Source organism: Halobacillus sp. AWM4_238, from assembly GCF_056158265.1.
This window is the reverse complement of sequence record NZ_JBSWSY010000002.1, coordinates 2863320-2882332: the sequence shown is the minus strand read 5'-3', so window position 1 is coordinate 2882332 and position 19013 is coordinate 2863320. Positions and strand designations below refer to the sequence as shown.

Annotated in this window: 16 protein-coding genes; 9 read left to right on the top strand and 7 right to left on the bottom strand. The window is 43.3% G+C overall.

Features of this window, described 5'->3' with window-relative positions; translation table 11 throughout:
- Positions 1–10: 10 nt before the first annotated feature.
- On the top strand, positions 11–1315 hold the full coding sequence (locus tag ACXACN_RS14295) for a PucR family transcriptional regulator (protein ID WP_474965362.1): 1305 nt from the start codon (positions 11–13) through the stop codon (positions 1313–1315).
- Positions 1316–1347: 32 nt separating this feature from the next.
- Here the strand turns inward: ACXACN_RS14295 and ACXACN_RS14290 are convergent, their stop codons facing one another.
- Positions 1348–2997: an FAD-dependent oxidoreductase gene (locus tag ACXACN_RS14290; RefSeq protein ID WP_474965361.1), complete on the bottom strand. Its 1650-nt coding sequence runs from the start codon at positions 2995–2997 to the stop codon at positions 1348–1350.
- Between the two features lie 199 nt (positions 2998–3196).
- Here ACXACN_RS14290 and ACXACN_RS14285 point away from each other — a divergent pair, with 199 nt between their 5' ends.
- On the top strand, positions 3197–3547 hold the full coding sequence (locus ACXACN_RS14285; RefSeq protein ID WP_474965360.1) for a YidH family protein: 351 nt from the start codon (positions 3197–3199) through the stop codon (positions 3545–3547).
- 47 nt (positions 3548–3594) lie between these two features.
- Here ACXACN_RS14285 and ACXACN_RS14280 read toward each other — a convergent pair whose 3' ends face one another.
- A complete protein-coding gene (locus ACXACN_RS14280; protein ID WP_474965358.1) occupies positions 3595–4989 on the bottom strand; it encodes a sodium/glutamate symporter in 1395 nt (464 codons plus the stop codon).
- A gap of 291 nt (positions 4990–5280) precedes the next feature.
- A complete protein-coding gene (locus tag ACXACN_RS14275) occupies positions 5281–6495 on the bottom strand; it encodes a dicarboxylate/amino acid:cation symporter (RefSeq protein WP_474965357.1) in 1215 nt (404 codons plus the stop codon).
- A gap of 335 nt (positions 6496–6830) precedes the next feature.
- On the opposite strand from ACXACN_RS14275, the gene ACXACN_RS14270 reads away from it, so the two are divergent.
- From ACXACN_RS14270 to ACXACN_RS14260, 3 genes are all read left to right on the top strand, one after another.
- Positions 6831–8249, top strand: a complete 1419-nt coding sequence (locus ACXACN_RS14270) for an NAD(P)H-binding protein (protein WP_474965355.1) — start codon at positions 6831–6833, stop codon at positions 8247–8249.
- Between the two features lie 61 nt (positions 8250–8310).
- Entirely contained in the window at positions 8311–8478 is a 168-nt protein-coding gene (locus ACXACN_RS14265) for a hypothetical protein (protein WP_474965354.1), read from the top strand.
- Positions 8479–9460: 982 nt separating this feature from the next.
- A complete protein-coding gene (locus ACXACN_RS14260) occupies positions 9461–10744 on the top strand; it encodes a globin-coupled sensor protein (RefSeq protein WP_474965353.1) in 1284 nt (427 codons plus the stop codon).
- Positions 10745–10868: 124 nt separating this feature from the next.
- Here ACXACN_RS14260 and ACXACN_RS14255 read toward each other — a convergent pair whose 3' ends face one another.
- From ACXACN_RS14255 to ACXACN_RS14240, 4 genes are read right to left on the bottom strand one after another with little or no spacing between them, the layout of a single operon-like run.
- Complete coding sequence (locus ACXACN_RS14255; RefSeq protein WP_474965351.1) at positions 10869–11378, bottom strand: YtxH domain-containing protein; 510 nt, start codon at positions 11376–11378, stop codon at positions 10869–10871.
- Positions 11378–11602: a hypothetical protein gene (locus ACXACN_RS14250; protein WP_474965350.1), complete on the bottom strand. Its 225-nt coding sequence runs from the start codon at positions 11600–11602 to the stop codon at positions 11378–11380. The genes ACXACN_RS14255 and ACXACN_RS14250 overlap by 1 nt, the downstream gene beginning before the upstream one ends.
- Positions 11599–12048 carry a DUF948 domain-containing protein gene (locus ACXACN_RS14245; RefSeq protein ID WP_474965348.1) on the bottom strand — a complete coding sequence of 150 codons (450 nt, stop codon included), beginning with the start codon at positions 12046–12048 and terminating at the stop codon, positions 11599–11601. Before ACXACN_RS14245 ends, ACXACN_RS14250 begins: the two co-directional genes overlap by 4 nt.
- A gap of 18 nt (positions 12049–12066) precedes the next feature.
- Entirely contained in the window at positions 12067–12480 is a 414-nt protein-coding gene (locus ACXACN_RS14240; RefSeq protein ID WP_474965347.1) for a DUF948 domain-containing protein, read from the bottom strand.
- Between the two features lie 775 nt (positions 12481–13255).
- Between ACXACN_RS14240 and glgB the strand changes: the two genes are divergently transcribed.
- The 4 genes from glgB to glgA all read left to right on the top strand — a co-directional run bounded on the left by glgB (position 13256) and on the right by glgA (position 18996).
- Entirely contained in the window at positions 13256–15175 is a 1920-nt protein-coding gene (gene glgB, locus ACXACN_RS14235) for a 1,4-alpha-glucan branching protein GlgB (RefSeq protein WP_474965345.1), read from the top strand.
- A complete protein-coding gene (locus ACXACN_RS14230; protein ID WP_474965343.1) occupies positions 15165–16325 on the top strand; it encodes a glucose-1-phosphate adenylyltransferase in 1161 nt (386 codons plus the stop codon). The genes glgB and ACXACN_RS14230 overlap by 11 nt, the downstream gene beginning before the upstream one ends.
- Before the next feature lie 12 nt (positions 16326–16337).
- The gene (gene glgD / locus ACXACN_RS14225) at positions 16338–17444 is read left to right on the top strand and encodes a glucose-1-phosphate adenylyltransferase subunit GlgD (protein WP_474965341.1); all 1107 of its coding nucleotides are present in this window, start codon (positions 16338–16340) and stop codon (positions 17442–17444) included.
- A gap of 121 nt (positions 17445–17565) precedes the next feature.
- Complete coding sequence (gene glgA, locus ACXACN_RS14220; protein ID WP_474965339.1) at positions 17566–18996, top strand: glycogen synthase GlgA; 1431 nt, start codon at positions 17566–17568, stop codon at positions 18994–18996.
- The last annotated feature ends 17 nt before the right edge of the window (positions 18997–19013 follow it).

The window sequence follows — 19013 nt, the reverse complement described above, 5'->3', positions numbered from 1 at the left end:
GTAACGAAACATGACATTCAACCTACTCGGAAAGGTCAGGATTCCTATGGAAGTCAAAGAATTGATCCTTCAGGCAGAAGATATTCATAAAGCGACAGAGCTGATCAGTTCAAAGTTGAAGAAGCCTGTCATTATTGAAAATAAGAATTTTGAATTAATTGCCTATAGTTCGACGTTTGATGATTTCGATCAGACACAGCAGAAAACGATTCTTTCTAAAAAGTGCCCGATCTTTATTATCGATCGTTTAAAGAAAGAAGGCATCGTTACTCGTCTGGAAAAACAATCGGAACCTATTCGTGTTCATCCTATGGAAGACCTTGGATTCCAACAGCGTGTTGTCATTGCGGCCAAGCACCTTGGACATACGCTTGGATACGTGTGGATTCAGGAATCGGAGCTATCCTTAAACGCAGAAGAAATGCAATTCTTAGAGGAAATCACCGGTCATCTTGGGAAGTTGATCTATGACCAGTTCATGAAAGAGAACGCAAAAGAAGGACGAAAAGAGGAGCTTCTTTGGCAGCTGCTTCATCACGAATACCCCAGTGAGAGTCAGTTTCGTCATGATGCCTCTCTCGCTCAACTTAAGATCCCGGAGCGATTCTCCATCGTCGTTTTCTCTGTGACGGCTCCACAATATAAGTCGATGCTGGATGATCTGGAAAGCACGGTCAATCGTTTTCGGACGAATCGACATCTGTATTACTTGAAAACCGAATTTCAGTTGATCCTGTTCATCGAGGGCAGGGAGTCGGATCGTTTTTCATCAAGGGATATCGCAAGAGACCTCATAGAGGTTGTTAAAGTGGAAACAGGAGAGGAAAATTTTTATCATTTCCTCATAGGCGTTGGGAAGGAATACACAAAGATTTATTATATGCGTAAAAGTTTCCTCGAGGCGTTGGAAGTTATTGAAACAGCAAACTTCATTGGGCCACGCCCTGAAACGATGCCGCGTGAGTTTTCCAAGCTGGGCCTTTACCGATACTTAGCAGCCTTGTACGAGAAAAACAGTTCGGAGGATTATTACAGTGAAGATCTTCTGACACTGATTAAAAACGATACGAGGAAGCAGACGGAGCTTCTTTTCACCTTGGAAGCGTACCTTGCAAACAACGGAAAAGGAAAGCAGACAGCAAATGAATTGTTCATTCATCCGAATACGCTGAATTACAGAATCAAGCAAATCCAGGAGCTGACGAACATCGATTTCTCTGACTTTAATATGAAAGCCTACTTATATACCGAGTTGTTGTTATTGAATAATGTTGAGAGCTATTACGAACGGTACAAAGCAGCGTTGCAAAAATAAAAGGAGGGGCATGATGATGCCCCTCCTTTTCCTTATGCTTGGACGGCGCCTTCATAAGTTTTGTAACCACCGCTCAAATTCTTGGCATGAAAACCGTTTTGTGTGAGGATTCTTGTTGCCAGATACCCTCTTAAACCGACCTGGCAGTGTACATAAACAGTGCGATCATTAGGCAATTCATTCAATCGGTCCCGTAATTCTCCTAAAGGAATATTGATAGACCCTTCAATGGCTCCGTACTCCCTTTCTTTTGATTCTCTGACATCCAAAATGATCTCACCTTTTGCAAGGAGGTCCGTTACTTCATGGTAGTGAAAGACGGACACCTCATCATTCATCACATTTGAAGCAACGTAACCTGCCATGTTCACAGGGTCTTTAGCGGATGAGAAGGGAGGGGCGTAGCCCAATTCTAAATCTGCCAAATCTGTTACTTTCAATTCCCCTTTGATGGCTGTCGCGATCACGTCGATTCTTTTCTCTACTCCTTTTTTGCCGACACCTTGTGCTCCTAGTATTCTTCCTGTGTTCGGATCGAAAAGTAACTTCAAGGATATTGGGCTTCCGCCAGGGTAATAGGATGCGTTTGAAGCTGGGTGTATATGAATGGCTTCATAATCTTTATAAAGATCTTTCAAAAGCTTTTCGTTATTTCCTGTAGTCGCCACGGTAAGGTCGAAAATTTTTGCTGCAGATGTTCCCAATGTACCCGAATAGGATACGGGTTGACCATGGATGTGGTCGGCAACCAAGCGCCCTTGCCGGTTGGCTGGCCAGGCAAGTGGGATCAACGTAGAGGTTTGCTGGATATAATCTTTGACTTCTATCGCATCTCCGATTGCATAAATGTTCTCATCCTCCGTTTGAAGGTGTTCATTTACGAGGATACCGCCGCGGGCTCCGATGTCGAGATCCGCTTTTTTAGCAAGGTCGTTTTCAGGTTTGACGCCAATGGATAAAATGGTTAAATCGCTATTCATGGAACGGCCGCTTTGTAAAAGGATTTTTCTACCCTGGTCTTCAAATGCGTGGACACCGTCATTGAAAATCAAGTTCACTCCATGGCTTTTCAGTTCTTTGTTAACTATGCTTGCCATTTCGTAATCAAGTGGGGGCATCACCTGGTTACCAAGTTCAACAATGGACACCTGCACACCGCGTTGGAGAAGGTTTTCAGCCATTTCAAGACCGATGAACCCTCCACCTATTATGACTGCCCGTTCAGGTGTTCTTTCGTCCACCCACGCTTTAATCTTATCTGTATCAGGAACTGTACGTAGAGTGAACAAATTTTCTGCTTCTTGTATTCCTTTGAGAGATGGAACTATAGGCTTCGCACCAGGAGATAGTATGAGAGTATCGTATGTTTCTTCATATGTTTCTCCAGTATCCACTTTGCGAATGGTGAGCGTTTGTTTCTCACGGTTAATTTCTGTCGCTTCACTAAGGTTGCGTATATCGAGATTGAACTTCTTTGACATTCCTTCAACGGTTTGGACAAGGAGCTTGTCTCGATCGGTGATTACTTCTCCTATATAATAGGGTAAACCGCAGTTTGCAAAAGAAATGTAAGGTCCTTTCTCGATCATGATGATTTCATTTTCTTCACTTTGGCGTCTTAATCTGGCTGCAGCAGTTGCACCGCCAGCCACACCGCCTACAATGATAATTTTTTTTGCCATCTTAACCCTCCCCTTCTCCCCTCAATGTGAATTCATTCACATTGAGACATATCTATAGCTTACTCCGTGCTGACCTTAAATACAATATACCCCTGTGTGTATATTTTGTGACAGTCTTATATTAACAAAAGCGAGGATTCGTGCATGAGTTGCTTGTGACGTTGTAAGATAGAGATAACAGAAAGAGGAGGCGGGAATCATGGAAGATGAAAGAAAGCTCATCCAGCAGCATTTAGCCAATGAGCGTACCTACTTAGCCTGGATTCGAACAAGTATTGCCCTTGTAGGAATTGGGTTTTTAGCAACGACGGTACATATGTCAGCCTTACAGACAGCCGGGGATTTGGCGAACGGTCTGGCTATGCTCGTGAGTATTTCTTCTCTCTTTCTCGGTTTAATGACGATTATCGGTGCGACTGTGAATTATTATCATACTCGGAAGAATATCAATGAGAACCGCTTCGTATCATCGAACAGGATTATTGTTTATATGACGTCTGTGGCCTTTTTGCTTTTTCTTTTAGTGACCATCTATTTATTCTTTGTATAATTTTCTGCTAAAAAAACAACGTCTACCCATGGGCAGACGTTGTTTTTTTAGGTTGCTTTTTGTTTACCAAAGTAAAAGAGTCCGAAAAAGATACCGACTGCAGTCATGGCTACCGCTACAATCAGCGTGGGCCACGGTCCAAATTGAGCAATGAACGGAACGGACAAGGCGGTTACAAAGCCTCCACCCAAGAAGGGTTCATAAAAGAGTTGCTTGTATCCGAATGCTTCAAAAGCAGGAGATTTATTGTCAGGGTCGACAACGCGCATCAGTAGTAGCCCCGTCGCTGTGACACCCATGGATTGTCCAAAGTCACCAATTCCACGTTCGAACCAGTACTGTGGAATCATTCTTGGAGCAAGCACGAGAAAGCCGAACAAGTTCCAGGCAATTCCCGCAGACGCTAGAATGACGAATGGAACGAAGTATTCACCGATGACATCCAATGAGACGGTAGAGATGGCCGTCAGAATTAGGATATCCAGCGCAAGTCCCTGAATTCTGTTGATCATTCTTCGATCGACAAGGTTGTATTTATCCTTCTTGCTGAAAAAGATTTGAAGAGCGATTCCTCCCATCATGGCGAGTGGGAACAATGGAATATAGCTCATAAAGTCAGAACCGATGGTGACAGACTCAAGCCCAATCAACCCTTGCAACAATAACCAACCGATTAAAATCGCGATGAATACAATAGACAAATGGAAAGATAGCGGTTCAATCGATTCCGGGCGCAAGGTCATTTTTCCTGCAGGCTCACGATTCTGGTACTCCATAACTCCACGCTTTCTCAAATCAGAAAAGTCTTCTACGTCTTCAATGACTTTCGTTTTTTTATTACGAACGCCCCAGTTGATAAGGATGATTCCAAAAATGACACCAGATAAAACACCGATTGTAGCAAGTCCAATGGCTAAATCAAAAGCTTCTGCAAAGCCAAGCTCTTCGAATGTGCTCGCCATACCTGCTGCTGTCCCGTGACCACCTTCAAACGCAACCTCAATCAAAGCGCCTGACATGGCAGGGAGGTCAAAAAAAGGTACTAAGATCAGGACAGCGAGCGTGATTCCGACTACATATTGCCCCCATCCGACAGACCATCCAAGAGCCAGCTGCGGACCCGCATAATACCAGATATCTTTTAACTTCGGAATGGCAGCTCCGAGAAAAAGAGAAGCAAAAACGACATTAATCATAAGTCCAGGAAGAGCCGACCAAACCTCAATAATAGATGCCGTCATGATCCCATTTGAAAGAAAGCTGTCTTCAGGCATGAATTTACCAAGTACTTGTGGACCCAGGAAGAGTGCGAGAAACCCTCCAATAATGGATGAAGGTAAGAATAAATTTTGTAATAACGTCCATTTGACTCGGATGATTTTTCCGATCAAAAGGAAGACACCGATGTATAGAAGTGCGAAGCCTATTTCGTTCGGAGTCATATGGTCACCTCTTTCTTACAGGGGGATGTTTTCCCAATTCATTATTTTTTAACATTTACTCACTTTCCCGCGTATTTCTTTTGTTGAAACTACATTTTTATAAAATTTTTTTGGATGACACACTTGTTCATGTGAAGGGCAAGGGATGAATAAGCCTATGTTGATGCTGAGCTTCTTAGGGCAGTTGTGTCCATAAGATGATTCCGGAATTGGGAGTGGCACGCAAGGCCCACCTCAACATTTAGTAATAAAAAAATCCCCCGTCTGTGTAGGACGGGGGATTGGGGTTGTTTAGGATTGATTTTTTTCAGTTTTATTAATGATTGTGGTTCCAACAAGGTCACCGGTTACGTTTAAGGCTGTTGCCCCCATACCGATTAGAACGTCCACGGATGCAAGGAGCGCAACGGCTTCCATTGGCAGCCCAACTTGAGAGAACACAGTCGCAATCATAATGATTCCGGCTCCCGGAACTCCGGCTGTCCCGACCGAGGCGAGTGTTCCTACCAGGACGATTTGAAGGATTGAGACAAAGCTTAATGGATCTCCGATAATATTAGCAGCGAATACAGCAGACACAGCAATCCGTATCGCTGCCCCATCCATATTGATCGTCGCTCCTAAAGGAAGGCTGAATCCATATAAGCTTTTATTCAAGCCCAGGTTTTTCGCTGCATTTAAGGTGACAGGCAGCGTACCAGAACTACTCTGTGTAACAAAGGCTGTTAACATAGGAGTACGGGCTTCCTTGAAAAAGGCCGCCGGCTTGCGCTTACTAATAAATAGGAAAAGGATATAAATAGCTAACTGTACAACTAAGCCTACATAAAGAACAACAATGAAGTTTCCTAACTCCAATAACGTGTTTGCTCCTTGTGTACCCACAACTTCAGCGATAATGGCAAAAATACCGATGGGTACATATTGAAGGATCCCCTTCATGACGATTAAAGTCGCTTCATTCAAACCGTTAATGACTTTGAACAGGTGACCTCCCAAACTTTGATAAGTATTGGTAGATCGCATGTAAGAGAGTGCCAAACCAAAAACGATGGCCGTGAAAATAATTCCAAGCAAATTCATTTCGGTTAAGGCCACAAGGATATTTTCCGGTACGATGTTTAAGAGTACACTTGTGACTCCAGGGTTTTCAGGAACATCGACCGTTTCATTTCCAAGGCTCATCCCTGTACCAGGGTTAAACAGAGTGGCAACAGACACACCCACGATCATGGCGAGTGCAGATGTTCCCAAATAATAAAGGAAAACCTTTCCTCCCATCCGTCCCAAGGAACCGATGTTGGTCTGATTGATTCCTACAATAAGGGTGAACAGAATCAACGGTACAATGATAAATTTCAATAGACGGAGAAGTAGGTCACCAAAAGGAGCTAGAACAGCAGCTTCTTTCCCAAACAGAAGACCGACAGATACACCGAGGACCAAGGCTACGGTAATTTTTTTAATTAATGATGTTTGTGTGTAGATTCTCCACAACTTACTCATGGTGAACCCTCCTTTTTCATGTTATTTAAATAGGTTAATGCTTATTGGTTTACTAAGGTTTACTAGGGTACCATAAGGCATGTGATTTAGGATGTCAACGTTGTTGCTTCACTCTCAAACGCTCTTTATTAAGGCCATCCACATATCCCTTGATAAAAAGGTTTTTTAGGGCCTCAAAATAGCCATAAGTCGAAGATTTTTCTTTTCTTTAACGAAAATCTCGAAATCGAGCCTTACACAATCCTGACATATCATTTAGGATTGCTCAAAGGATAGGTGTTACGTATCGAGCGGCTTAGGGTACTAGGGTTAAAAAACGAAAAGGAAGTGACGGTGTGGAAAAGAAGAGAGTAGTCGCTCTTGCTGGGGCGAGTGGGTATATAGGACAAAATTTGATGGAAAAGTTGAAGGAGCGTTCTGACATCATCGCCCTTTCCAGGAGTGGCGATAAGAAGGAAGATCGTGACCAAGTGACCTGGCGAACGTGTGACTTATATTCCATGGCTGATGCAGAAAAAGGACTGGATGGGGCGGATATCGCTGTATATCTGGTGCATTCGATGATGCCCTCAGCCAAATTGACACAAGGCTCTTTTGAAGACATGGATGTCATCCTTGCTGATAATTTCGCTCAAGCAGCAAAAAAAGTAGGGGTAAAGCAAATCGTTTACTTAAGCGGAATCATTCCTGAAGGGGAATCAGGACTTTCTCGTCACTTGAAGAGTCGGTTGGAAGTAGAAAAGATTCTAGGAGCTTACGGAGTGCCTGTGACAACGATACGGGCAGGACTTATTGTTGGTCCTAGAGGGTCTTCATTCCCGATATTGAAGAAGTTAGTCAAGCGTCTTCCTTTTATGGTTCTCCCGCAATGGACGAAAACTAAAACGCAGCCTATTGCTTTACCCGATGTCATCGGGTCCATGGAACAAAGTATCGGTGAAGAAAATTTGAAAGGGCGCTCCATAGATGTTGGGGGGCCTGACGTGATGACCTATGATGAGATGATGGAAAAAGTAGCAGGGGTTATGGGCAGGAAACCTTTTATGGTCAATGTTCCCTTCTTGACCATTGACCTATCAAAACTATGGGTAAGGCTTGTGACAGGCTCTCCAAAAGAAATGGTATATCCTCTTATAGAAAGTCTGATTCATCCGATGGTTACACATCCTCACAACAAAGTGGAAGGAATTAGTGAAGGGAACACTCCTTTCGAAGAAGCCGCCGAATGGGCGTTGAAAGAGGAAGAAAAGCAGAGCGAAGCAAAATCGTACAGACCTAACCTCCCTGCCATGCAGGATGATGTCCGGTCTGTTCAACGTATTCCGCTACCTCAAGGACATTCTGCAGACTGGATAGGGAAGTACTATGTGAAATGGCTGGAAAAGGTCTTAAATCCATGGGTGAATACGACCGTTGATGAAACCCATTGTTGTAAAATCGGGGTGATTTTTAACGATACTCCTCTGCTTGAACTCACTTATTCAGCTGAAAGAAGTACACAGGACCGTGCCTTATATTATATAGACGGAGGCCGTTTGACCAATAAAGAGAAAAACGTCAGAGGAAGACTTGAATTTCGTAAGATTCCGGGTAAAGATGAAGCGATAGTAGCTATTCATGATTACATGCCATCACTGCCATGGTTTTTATACAAATATACCCAGGCGAAAGCTCATTTGGTTGTCATGGCTCTGTTTCGCAGGCATTTAGAGAACTGGGGCACACACGAACCTTCGTTTCAAATTCATGAATAATATCGAGTGACGGAAACATAATAACCTTGTAAGACATTTTGTTTTACACGAGGTGATTAGGATGGGCAACAAGGAGAAAAAACCGGATCGCCAGTTCAAGGAAAGAAAGAACCATGGTGAACACCGGAATGGCCGAAAAGCTCAATTCAAAAACCACAGTACCCACTTTGGAGAAGTTCCAAATGAGTACATCGACCGTGAGCGTTTAGGATACGACGCTGACGCGTAACCCGATCCCCCATACGGCCTTGAGCCGTATGGGGGATTTTCTTATTTTTCATACCCCCCTGAAATCCAACTATATGGCAGGATTCTTGAAGACTCGATTTCGAGACTTTTGTTGAGTGGATGGGGCTGCAGGGAATGACTCGCTTTCCGCGGGAGCGCGGTGATCCTCCTCGGACTGCGTCCTGTGGGGTCTCACCCTGCACTTTTTTCTTCGTGATATCCGGTTTCGGTGCCAAGCGGCTAGTGAGACTTCCCTCGCTTCTGTACGATAAGTCAACATCGAATCACTCCGTTCTTCGTGTTTCCTTTATCTCCGCCAGCTCAGTCCAGTCCATACGCCGCTGATCGAGGCACCTCCACACTTAAGGTAGGAGTCTCGCCATTCCCCTCCGCCCCTTTGCCATATATGTGTCTCGAAACCACTTTCAGAATTAGGCGCTTACTATACATATTGGGAGCTATAACAAATATCTCCATGGTATGGAGAGAGCTCATAACCGCTTGTTATAGAGCGCTCTCTTACTATAGGTGGTCATGGTGGAAGTTGCTCCTTCTTGGTGTAGGGGTTCGTTTCTCACATGATCGAATGGGGTGGTTGGGAAGCTGCGAGACTCCCGTGGGAGAAAGGAGATCGACGAGATCCCTTAGTGCGGCAGACCGCCCGAGGAAGCTCGCCACTCCCTCACAGGAAAGTGTTCAAATGCGGAATCGCCCTGGTAGACACGACTGGCATAAGCAGAACAGCAACGGAATGTGCCCTTTCATTCCGTTGCTGTTTTGCTTATGACGCGAGTGTCTGGGCGATGGAGCTAGACGAGTTGCTTCCCAACCACCCCTGACGCTCAACCAGGCAACGAACCCCGGGAACATCTCGAAACTGAGTCTTCCACAAAAGGGGGCGTTTGTGGAAGAAGGAGGGGGCTTAACTGTTCGTCCGTTTGAGTCGATATTAGTAGGAGAGAGTCAAATTAAGGAGGATGAACATGGGTTTATTCATGACGAAGAAAAAAGAAGAAGTGAGACCGCTTGGAGAAGGGTTCACAGGAAGCATAGACGTGCCAGAAGAATCAGATCTACATAAACAGTTTGAAATGGTTCATCTAAGTAAACAGGATCTCGCCATCCTACAATCCTTAAAGCCAGTCATCAGCCATCACATTGATCGAATCGTAACGCAATTCTATAAAAACTTGGAAAATGAACCTTCCTTAAAAAGGATCATCAATGACAACAGTTCCGTAAACAGATTGAAGCAGACGTTAAGTGTTCATGTTCAAGAAATGTTCAACGGTACTATTGATACCGAGTTCATTGAGAAAAGAAAACGAATTGCTAAAGTTCATTTGAAAATCGGTTTGGAGCCGAAGTGGTACATGTGTGCTTTTCAAGACCTTTTATTATCGTTTATGGATATTTATGAACAGGATTTGCCTCGTGCTCATTATGTTCAGGCGTTGCGATCAACGACCAAAATACTGAATATTGAACAGCAGCTTGTCTTGGAAATGTTCCAAACAGAAGCGGAAGAATGGCGACAACAGGAAGTGGAGAGAAGAGAAGAAGCTTATCGGAGGGTCGATCTAATGTCTGAAGAAGTGGCAGCTGTCTCTCAGCAAGCCAGTGCATCGACTGAACAACTGACAGAACAGACGGATAAGATTGTCGGTGACTCGAAAAAAGGATCGCAAGTTGCGCAACAAGTCGAGCAGCAATCCATGGACGGAAAGCATCGTCTGGAAATCCAACAGAAGCAAATGAACCAAATTCAAGAAAACATCAATGAAATATCAGGGGATATGGAGAAATTAAAGCATGTTTCTGAAGAAATAAGTAAAATTGTAACGATTGTTTCTTCGATTGCGGAGCAAACGAACTTGCTATCATTGAATGCGTCGATTGAGGCAGCAAGGGCCGGCGAGCACGGTGCAGGCTTTACCGTAGTTGCGAATGAGGTGCGTAAACTATCGGAGCAGACGCAGAATTCTGTGGCTGAGGTATCGGAGTTGATCACAGCAACAAGTGGGCAAATTCACAACGTTTCAAGTAATGTCGGCAACATCAACACAATGATATCGGAAGGTGCAGAAAGCATGGAGCAGATCAATCAGTTCTTCACTGAAATCGTATCGGCTATGGGGCAGAATAAAGCTTATAATGCCGGCATTGAATCAGAACTGGAACAATTCGCTCAGGTTATTGAGGAAATCAATGGGGCAGTCGATAAAGTTGCGGCATCTTCGCTTCAGTTGACGGAACTTACAGACTAAACGTGAAAAAGAAAACGAAGATCCTTTTAGAATTTTATGAAGTCCCAGGTATGGATAAGGTCGTTATGTCATAGAAAAGAGGCTCAGCATTTTCCTATGCTGAGCCTTTTCACTTTCTTATGGATTAACGCTGAGGGTTTACTTCAACGACTTTTTCTTCAGAGACTGATGTACGATCCTCTTCGGAATCATCTGTAATCTCACTTTTCGCTTCCTTTGCTTTATCGCCAACTTCCTGCAAATCTTCTCCAGCATCTTTCGCTGTGTTAATAATTTCTTCAGATTCTTCCTTAATATCTTTAGCTTTATCCGCAATTTCTTTACCTTGGTTGTTAAATACGTCCTGAACGGTTGCGGCAGCTTCACTTACAATGTTTACGACATTTCGGACGCGGGTGACAAGGTCATCTTTTTTTGCTGATGGATCTTCTTTTACTTCAGAAGCATAGTCAGACACCGCGTCTTTTGTTGAACGAGTGCTTTCTTTCAACCGTTTTCTTTCTTTTGGATCTTTAATAAGGATGACAGCTCCGCCGATTAATGCTCCTGTCAAAATAGCAATCGGTAGTTTTTTGTTGCCTTTTTTCTTAGGTGTTTCCGCTTGTGGTTGCTGGTTTACATTTTGGTTTTCCATTAGGATGTTCCCCTTTCAAATGTTAAGTTTTTTTCTGCCTCGATCCGTAATTTTTCTTTTGTCGCTTGCAGGTCTTCATACTGATTTCTACCTGTTTCGTAAAATTCCTCTTTTTTGCGATCATACTTCATTTTTGAAATGGAAGGTTCTTTGATCCATACCCTCAGAGCTAATCCACTGACAAAACCGGCGGTGATGCCGATGATCCATTCGAGTGCCTTCATGAGGATGGGGTCTCCAATTGAGCAGCCTTCATTTCTTTTCGCTTTTGTGAAAAGTAATAAGTCAATGCAAGAGCCCCATAAATACCTCTCCATCCCTCTTCATTGATCTTTTGTTCGCCTTCATGTGTCGTTTGTTTCAATGAGTAGGTCATATCTACAAGAGATGAAGTAAGCTTTCTGGACGACTCACCAATATCTCCAACGATATAGAAAAGAGGACTGAGAGCCCGAATCTTTTCATTGACGTCTGCTAGTGTATCATTGCTGTTGTGCAGAACCCCTGTCGTCTCTTTCATGACAGAATCCAATTGATCCGGCAGTTGATCGACAGTTTTTTGTACCCCTCCAAGGACTCCTGCCAAGTTATTCAACGCTTTTATAAGGAAAATGGAGACGATTGCAAAAGCGATTCCAATAATAAGTACACCAATACCTAAATAGTCCATGTGAAAAACCTCTCTTCCTTATTGTGCTTTTTTTCTCTTCCATTTTAAGTATAGTTCAAGCGCTGCATCCCCCCAACGAAGTGCTTTTGCTACCTGTTCATCTCGTTCGTGAGAGGCGTGAGCAACACTTTCAGAAACGCCCTGGATGGACTGGTTGACGTGCCCGACCGTCGTTCCGACATTGCTGAGGGCGTCCATCAAACCGTCGAGTGTTTTCGTTTTGGTTTCAATATCTGAAGCGATATGATTTGTTTTCTTGAGTAAGCTTTCTGATTCTGTTGTGATGCCCTGCATCTGTCCTTCTACTTTTTCTAGTGTTTGTGACACACTCGTCATCGTACTGGATGCAGCTTTCAGTGTTTTTACAACAAAGATGGCTATGAATGCAAAAGCAATCGCGATGATGAGTAAACTAATTCCCGCTAATGACATGACTCTTCACCTCTTTAATGTTTTAGGGATTCCTCTACCTGCTATTTCCGAATAAAGAAGAACTTCTGGAAAATCGTCTTCGTGTCTCCAGCTGCCCTTTTAATCTTGTAGAGCTATACCACTAATCTTTTTCGATGAAACACCGTCTAAGCTAGAAGTTTATGTAAGTACCCAAATCGTCCATTTTCCGTACTAACGATTAAGGCTGGTACAAAACAATAGATTTTCGCATGATAGAACCTTTAGAACTCTTCGGTGCAGTGAAAATTCATAGTTACCATGCTTGGATCTCTTTTTTTTCCATTTCTTTCTCTCAGCTACATCTTTTTAGTCTCAAGCGCAAGAACTTACTCGTCTATTTCCCATAGAGAGGGTAGATTTCTTACTAATAGAAAAAATCCCCAGAGGATCTCTGACTAAGAAAAAATTAAATTCTATTCAAATGTATTAGTCTAATAAATTCAAAAAACAAATAGTATAAAAGACCTATATTTAGAAAATTTTAGTTTGGTAAGGTTTTTCCATAAGAGGAAGCGGGAATCACAAATTATGAAAACGCTTACTATAAATGGATGGAGTGAAAATAGTAAAAAAAGTGAATTTGCGGGGGTATTCGTCAATATTCGACAAAACTTTTCAGAAGATTTTTATTAATAGCAATTGTAAAAGATGTTCTCTGATTTTATGATAAATATAGGCAAAAAAAAACAGGTGAATTTTTTGCATGTTTATCACAAGAAACTAAAAATCTACTAGTTTAATGAGGAGTGATGGTGTGGTCCAAGATACAACTTTAGAGCATGATGTCTATTTATTCCATGAAGGAAACCTCCGTTACAGTCACAGGCTGCTCGGAGCGCATCCGGATACAAGGAACGGAGAAAAAGGAATCCGTTTTACGGTCTGGGCTCCTAATGCGGTTCAGGTGAGTGTCGTCGGGATGTTCAATAATTGGGACGGCCGGGAGAATCCAATGGAAAAAATGAATGATAACGGAATTTGGATCGCCTTCATTCCAGGTCTTGAAAAAGGCACGATCTACAAGTATGAGATATTAACAGCACATGGACACCTTCAGTTGAAAGCGGATCCATATGCGATCTCCAGTGAGCTTCGACCTGATACCGCTTCTGTCGTCTACCCATTAGACAATTACTCGTGGGGGGATGACGAATGGATGAAGCAGAGGAAAGCGAAGAACCCCTATGAATCTCCAATGTCCATCTACGAGCTTCATTTAGGTTCATGGAAATACATCGAACCTGAGGTTTTCTATAATTACCGGGACTACGCCGAAATGGTGATTCCTTATGTTAAAGATCTAGGGTACACGCATATTGAACTTCTCCCCTTGACAGAACATCCCTTCGATCGTTCTTGGGGTTATCAGGCGACCGGGTATTATTCTGTCACCTCCCGCTATGGAACTCCTGATGATTTTAAATATTTTGTCGACCAGTGTCATAAACATGGAATCGGTGTCATATTGGATTGGGTTCCGGGTCACTTTTGTAAGGATGCCCACGGGTTACGACGCTTTGATGGAGAAGCCCTTTATGAATATGCGAATCCTAGCAAAGCGGAAAAAACGCAGTGGGGAACGCTTACGTTCGACTTTGCTAGAAATGAAGTCCAAAGCTTCCTGATCTCAAATGCTGTTTACTGGCTGAAGGAATACCATCTGGATGGTTTGCGAGTTGATGCTGTGGCGAGCATGCTTTATTTGGATTTTGGCAAGGAAGATGGCGATTGGGAGTTGAATGAGTACGGCGGTCGTGAAAATTTAGAAGCCGTTTCGTTTATTAAGAAAATGAACGAAGCAATCTTTGAGGAAACTCCCGATGTATTGATGATGGCTGAAGAGTCAACTTCGTGGCCACTTGTCAGTGCGCCTACTTATATCGGTGGTCTCGGCTTTAATTATAAATGGAACATGGGCTGGATGAACGACATGCTCAAGTACATGGAGATGGACCCGATTCATCGGAAATACCACCATAACTTGATCACATTCTCGTTGTTCTATGCTTTTTCCGAAAACTTTGTATTACCGATTTCTCATGATGAGGTCGTTCATGGAAAGAAATCGTTACTAAATAAAATGCCGGGCGATTACTGGCAGAAGTTCGCGAATTTGCGAGCGTTCCTAGCCTATATGTATGCCCACCCAGGGAAGAAACTCATGTTCATGGGAGGTGAATTCGGGCAGTTCGATGAGTGGAAAGATTTAGAGGATTTGGATTGGGAGTTATTAGACTATGATTCCCACGCATCCATTAAGGATTATACGAAACAGTTGCACCAAATGTATCAAGATATGCCTGCCTTATGGGAGCTCGATCATAAGGAAGAGGGATTCATGTGGATCGATGCCAACAACTACGAACAGAGCATCATATCATTCGTCCGCAACAGTCGTACAACGAATGACCAACTAGTGGTCGTCTGTAACTTCACTCCAGAAGTCTACCACGATTATAGAGTAGGAGTACCGGAACAGGGCTCATATAAAGAGATCTTCTCGAGCGACGCGGAACATTTCGGAGGTTCTGGGCAAACGAACGGTCTGCCTTTAGATAGTGTACCTTCCCCATGGCAAGGACAAGATCAGCATATTACCATGACGATTCCCCCGCTCGGTGTGAGCTTCTTGAAAAGAACTTCAGTATCCAAGGAGGAAAATCATGAAAAATAAAGAATGTGTAGCAATGCTTCTGGCTGGCGGCCAAGGAACCAGACTGAAGTCACTAACCAAACAAATCGCAAAACCTGCCGTTTACTTTGGCGGAAAATATAGAATCATCGACTTTCCATTGAGTAATTGTACGAATTCAGGAATCGACACAGTGGGTGTCCTGACCCAATACGAACCTTTGATTTTGAATGACTATATCGGTATTGGGGACACATGGGATCTGGACCGCAAATATGGCGGTGTCTCCGTTCTGCCTCCATTTATGCAGGCTGAAGGCGGCGGTTGGTATACAGGAACAGCCAACGCTATTTACCGGAACTTGAAGTTCTTGAATCAATACGATCCGGAGCACGTCCTTGTTCTTTCCGGAGACCATATTTATAAAATGGATTACGGTGCGATGCTTGATTATCATAAAGGATCGGGTGCCGATGCAACGATATCGGTAATTGAAGTGCCGTGGGACGAGGCAAGCCGTTTCGGAATTATGAACACGGATGAAGAGGGTAAAATAACTGAGTTTGATGAAAAACCTGCAAATCCGAAGAGCAACCTGGCGTCTATGGGTGTCTACATTTTCCGATGGGATGTATTGAAACAGTATTTAATCGAAGATGCGGAAAACGAAAATTCCTCCAATGACTTTGGGAAGGACATTATCCCATCTCTCCTTAACGATTATAAGAAGTTAATGGCTTACACATTCGAAGGTTACTGGAAAGATGTCGGGACGGTCGACAGCCTTTGGGAAGCCAATATGGATCTTTTGAAGAGAGAGCCTGAGTTGGATTTGAATGACTCAAAATGGCGCATCTATTCAAAGAACCCGAACCAGCCACCGCAATATATCGCGCCGACGGCCCATGTGAGAAATGCCTTAATTAATGAAGGCTGCCGCATAAAAGGAACGGTAGATACTTCAATCATTTTTTATGGTGTACACGTGGACGAATCCTCGGTTGTCAAAGATAGTGTCATAATGCCTGATGTGAAGATCGGTAAAAATGTGAAGATTAACCGTGCAATCATATCTAAAGGCAGCGTTATTGAAGATGGGGCAGTTATCGGTGACCCATCCCCAGACAGTGAAATCACACTCGTGGCAGACGAGGGAAGTGTCCTTGCCACAAGTTTTGCTACCAATAGTTAAAGGGAGGATATTATGGATCGTATAGCAGGAATCATAAACTTAGATCACGAACAAGACATGTTAGATGAGTTGACCTATTTCCGTTGTGGCGCAGCCGTACCATTTGGAGGGCGCTACCGGATGATCGACTTTGCAATATCAAATATGACGAACTCCAGGATCGAATCCGTTGCTGTATTCGCCCGCCGGAAGTACAGGTCGTTAATGGATCACTTGGAGCAGGGGAAAGCTTGGGATTTGGACCGCAAGCGTGGGGGGCTGTTCATCCTTCCTCCAGATTGGAATGACCCTACCGATATTTCACGTGGAGATTTACAGCATTTCCACAACAACATCGACTTCATCAATCGAACCCTGGCTGAATATATTGTCGTTTCAGGCTCACAGCACATCTGCAACATTAATTATCAAGATGTCCTGCAAGAGCATAAGAACTCTGAAGCAGATGTAACGGTCATTTATAAAAAGGTGGATGAGCTTCAGCCTGAGCATCAAAGGGCACATAAACTGGATGTTGATGAAAACAACCGAGTAACAGCCATCCATAATGATCACACGAACAATAATGTGTACATGGATATGTACATCATTGAGAAAGATCTCTTATACCGTTTAATCGAAAAGTGCATCGCGCACGGATGTTCTAACTTTTTCCTTGATGGAATTAAAGCCCAACTGCCTGACATCAATATTCATGCTTACGAATACCACGGCGGTCATGCATTGATTAATTCGGTGGAAAGTTACTACCGAAACAGTGCGAAACTTTTAAATCCAGAAGAACATGATGAATTGTTCAAAGACGATGCTCCTGTTTTTACGAAAGTTAAAAATGAAGCCCCTTCCAACTATACAGCTACATCCAGTGTTTCCAATACGATGGTTGCCAATGGATGTGTCATTGAAGGTCATGTCGAGGACAGTATTCTCTTCCGCGGTGTAAAAGTCGGTGAAGGAGCTGTCATTAAAAATTCAATCATTATGCAGCGATGTGAAATTGAAAGCAATGCCGTTTTAGAGAACGTCATTCTTGATAAAGATTGCAACATTTCAAACGGGAAGACATTAATTGGTGCTCCAGAGAAACCGTATGTTGTAGCAAAAAGAAGATCAATGTAATACCCCCAATGGAAGGGACTGTCCGGACTTTATCACTCTGACAGTCCTTTTCATGTCATAAGCTCATTCGTGATGTTTTGAACATGTTTCCAACTAATATACCTAAAGGAGTGGGTCAAACGTGAATGTATTAATGATTGGTTCTGAGTGTACCCCTTTTATAAAAACAGGAGGTCTTGCCGATGTGCTGGGATCTCTTCCTCATGCCTTGAAAGCGCAAGGAGCAGACGTACGTGTTATCCTCCCAAAATATGAAAATATGGATGACCACTGGAAAGGTCAGATGGAACATCTTGATGAATTGAGCGTCAAGCTGGGCTGGCGCAACCAGTATGCGGGAATCGAATATATCAACTATGAAGGGATTCCTGTTTATTTCATAGATAACGAGTATTATTTCAAACGTTCCAACCTTTACGGATATGATGATGAAGCGGAACGGTTCGTGTTCTTCAACCGCGCCGTAATGGATTGGGTCTGTGAGATGGACTGGACGCCAGATGTTCTTCATTGCCACGACTGGCAGACGGGGTTGATTCCGGTTTACTTACATACCCATTACAAGGAAGTTGAAAAACTTCAAGGTATGAAAACCGTTTTTACCATCCATAATTTGAAGTATCAAGGTGTATTCGCCCAATCCGTCCTTCATGATTTGATGGACTTTGATGAAAGTATGATGTCCGAAGACGCATTCGAATTTTTCGGAGACATCAATTTCATGAAAGGTGCCTTGAATTACGCGGATTTCATTACAACTGTTAGTGAAACTTACGCAAAAGAGATTCAAACACCTTATTATGGGGAAAACCTAGATGGAGTGTTACGAAAGCGTACTGATGAATTGATAGGGATCGTCAACGGCATCGACGATCAAAACTATAACCCTATGAAAGACGATGCCCTGGCATTTCCTTATCGCAGTTCTTTGATTAAGAAAGGCCAAAACAAAATGTGGCTGCAGGCGGAGCTTGGTTTGCCTGTCAGAAAAGATGTTCCAATGATTGGCATCGTTTCCAGATTGGTGGAGCAGAAGGGGTTCGATTTGATCGGGCGTGTCATCGATGACTTGTTGTATCACGATGACGTCCAAATCGTACTCCTAGGTACTGGTGAATACCAATATGAACAGATGCTCCAGTGGGTTCAGGACAGACACCCAGAGAAAATGTCTACAAATATCCGATTTTCAGAACCTTTTTCCAGACAGATTTATGCGGCGAGCGATTTATTCCTCATGCCGTCCCGATTTGAACCATGCGGCATCGGGCAGCTGATTGCTTTACGATACTTGGCTGCTCCGATTGTAAGAGAAACGGGAGGACTTGCGGACACAGTAGAGCCATATAATGAAGAGACGGGAGAAGGGAACGGATTTACATTTACCAACTACAATGCCCATGACATGCTGTACACCATTCGCAGAGCGATCGAATTCTATCAGGAACCTGCTACATGGCAAAATCTTGTAAAGAACATTTGCAAGAGTAAGTTCACATGGAAAAACTCTGCTGATCAATATATGGATCTTTATCAATCCATGTTTCGTTAGCAGGGGTGATAGGAGGA

Coding starts and splice junctions, on each gene's coding strand:
- ACXACN_RS14295 (WP_474965362.1), top strand. CDS start 11: ATGACATTCAACCTACTCGGAAAGGTCAGGATTCCTATGGAAGTCAAA.
- ACXACN_RS14290 (WP_474965361.1), bottom strand. CDS start 2,997: ATGGCAAAAAAAATTATCATTGTAGGCGGTGTGGCTGGCGGTGCAACT.
- ACXACN_RS14285 (WP_474965360.1), top strand. CDS start 3,197: ATGGAAGATGAAAGAAAGCTCATCCAGCAGCATTTAGCCAATGAGCGT.
- ACXACN_RS14280 (WP_474965358.1), bottom strand. CDS start 4,989: ATGACTCCGAACGAAATAGGCTTCGCACTTCTATACATCGGTGTCTTC.
- ACXACN_RS14275 (WP_474965357.1), bottom strand. CDS start 6,495: ATGAGTAAGTTGTGGAGAATCTACACACAAACATCATTAATTAAAAAA.
- ACXACN_RS14265 (WP_474965354.1), top strand. CDS start 8,311: ATGGGCAACAAGGAGAAAAAACCGGATCGCCAGTTCAAGGAAAGAAAG.
- ACXACN_RS14260 (WP_474965353.1), top strand. CDS start 9,461: ATGGGTTTATTCATGACGAAGAAAAAAGAAGAAGTGAGACCGCTTGGA.
- ACXACN_RS14255 (WP_474965351.1), bottom strand. CDS start 11,378: ATGGAAAACCAAAATGTAAACCAGCAACCACAAGCGGAAACACCTAAG.
- ACXACN_RS14250 (WP_474965350.1), bottom strand. CDS start 11,602: ATGAAGGCACTCGAATGGATCATCGGCATCACCGCCGGTTTTGTCAGT.
- ACXACN_RS14245 (WP_474965348.1), bottom strand. CDS start 12,048: ATGGACTATTTAGGTATTGGTGTACTTATTATTGGAATCGCTTTTGCA.
- ACXACN_RS14240 (WP_474965347.1), bottom strand. CDS start 12,480: ATGTCATTAGCGGGAATTAGTTTACTCATCATCGCGATTGCTTTTGCA.
- ACXACN_RS14230 (WP_474965343.1), top strand. CDS start 15,165: ATGAAAAATAAAGAATGTGTAGCAATGCTTCTGGCTGGCGGCCAAGGA.
- glgD (WP_474965341.1), top strand. CDS start 16,338: ATGGATCGTATAGCAGGAATCATAAACTTAGATCACGAACAAGACATG.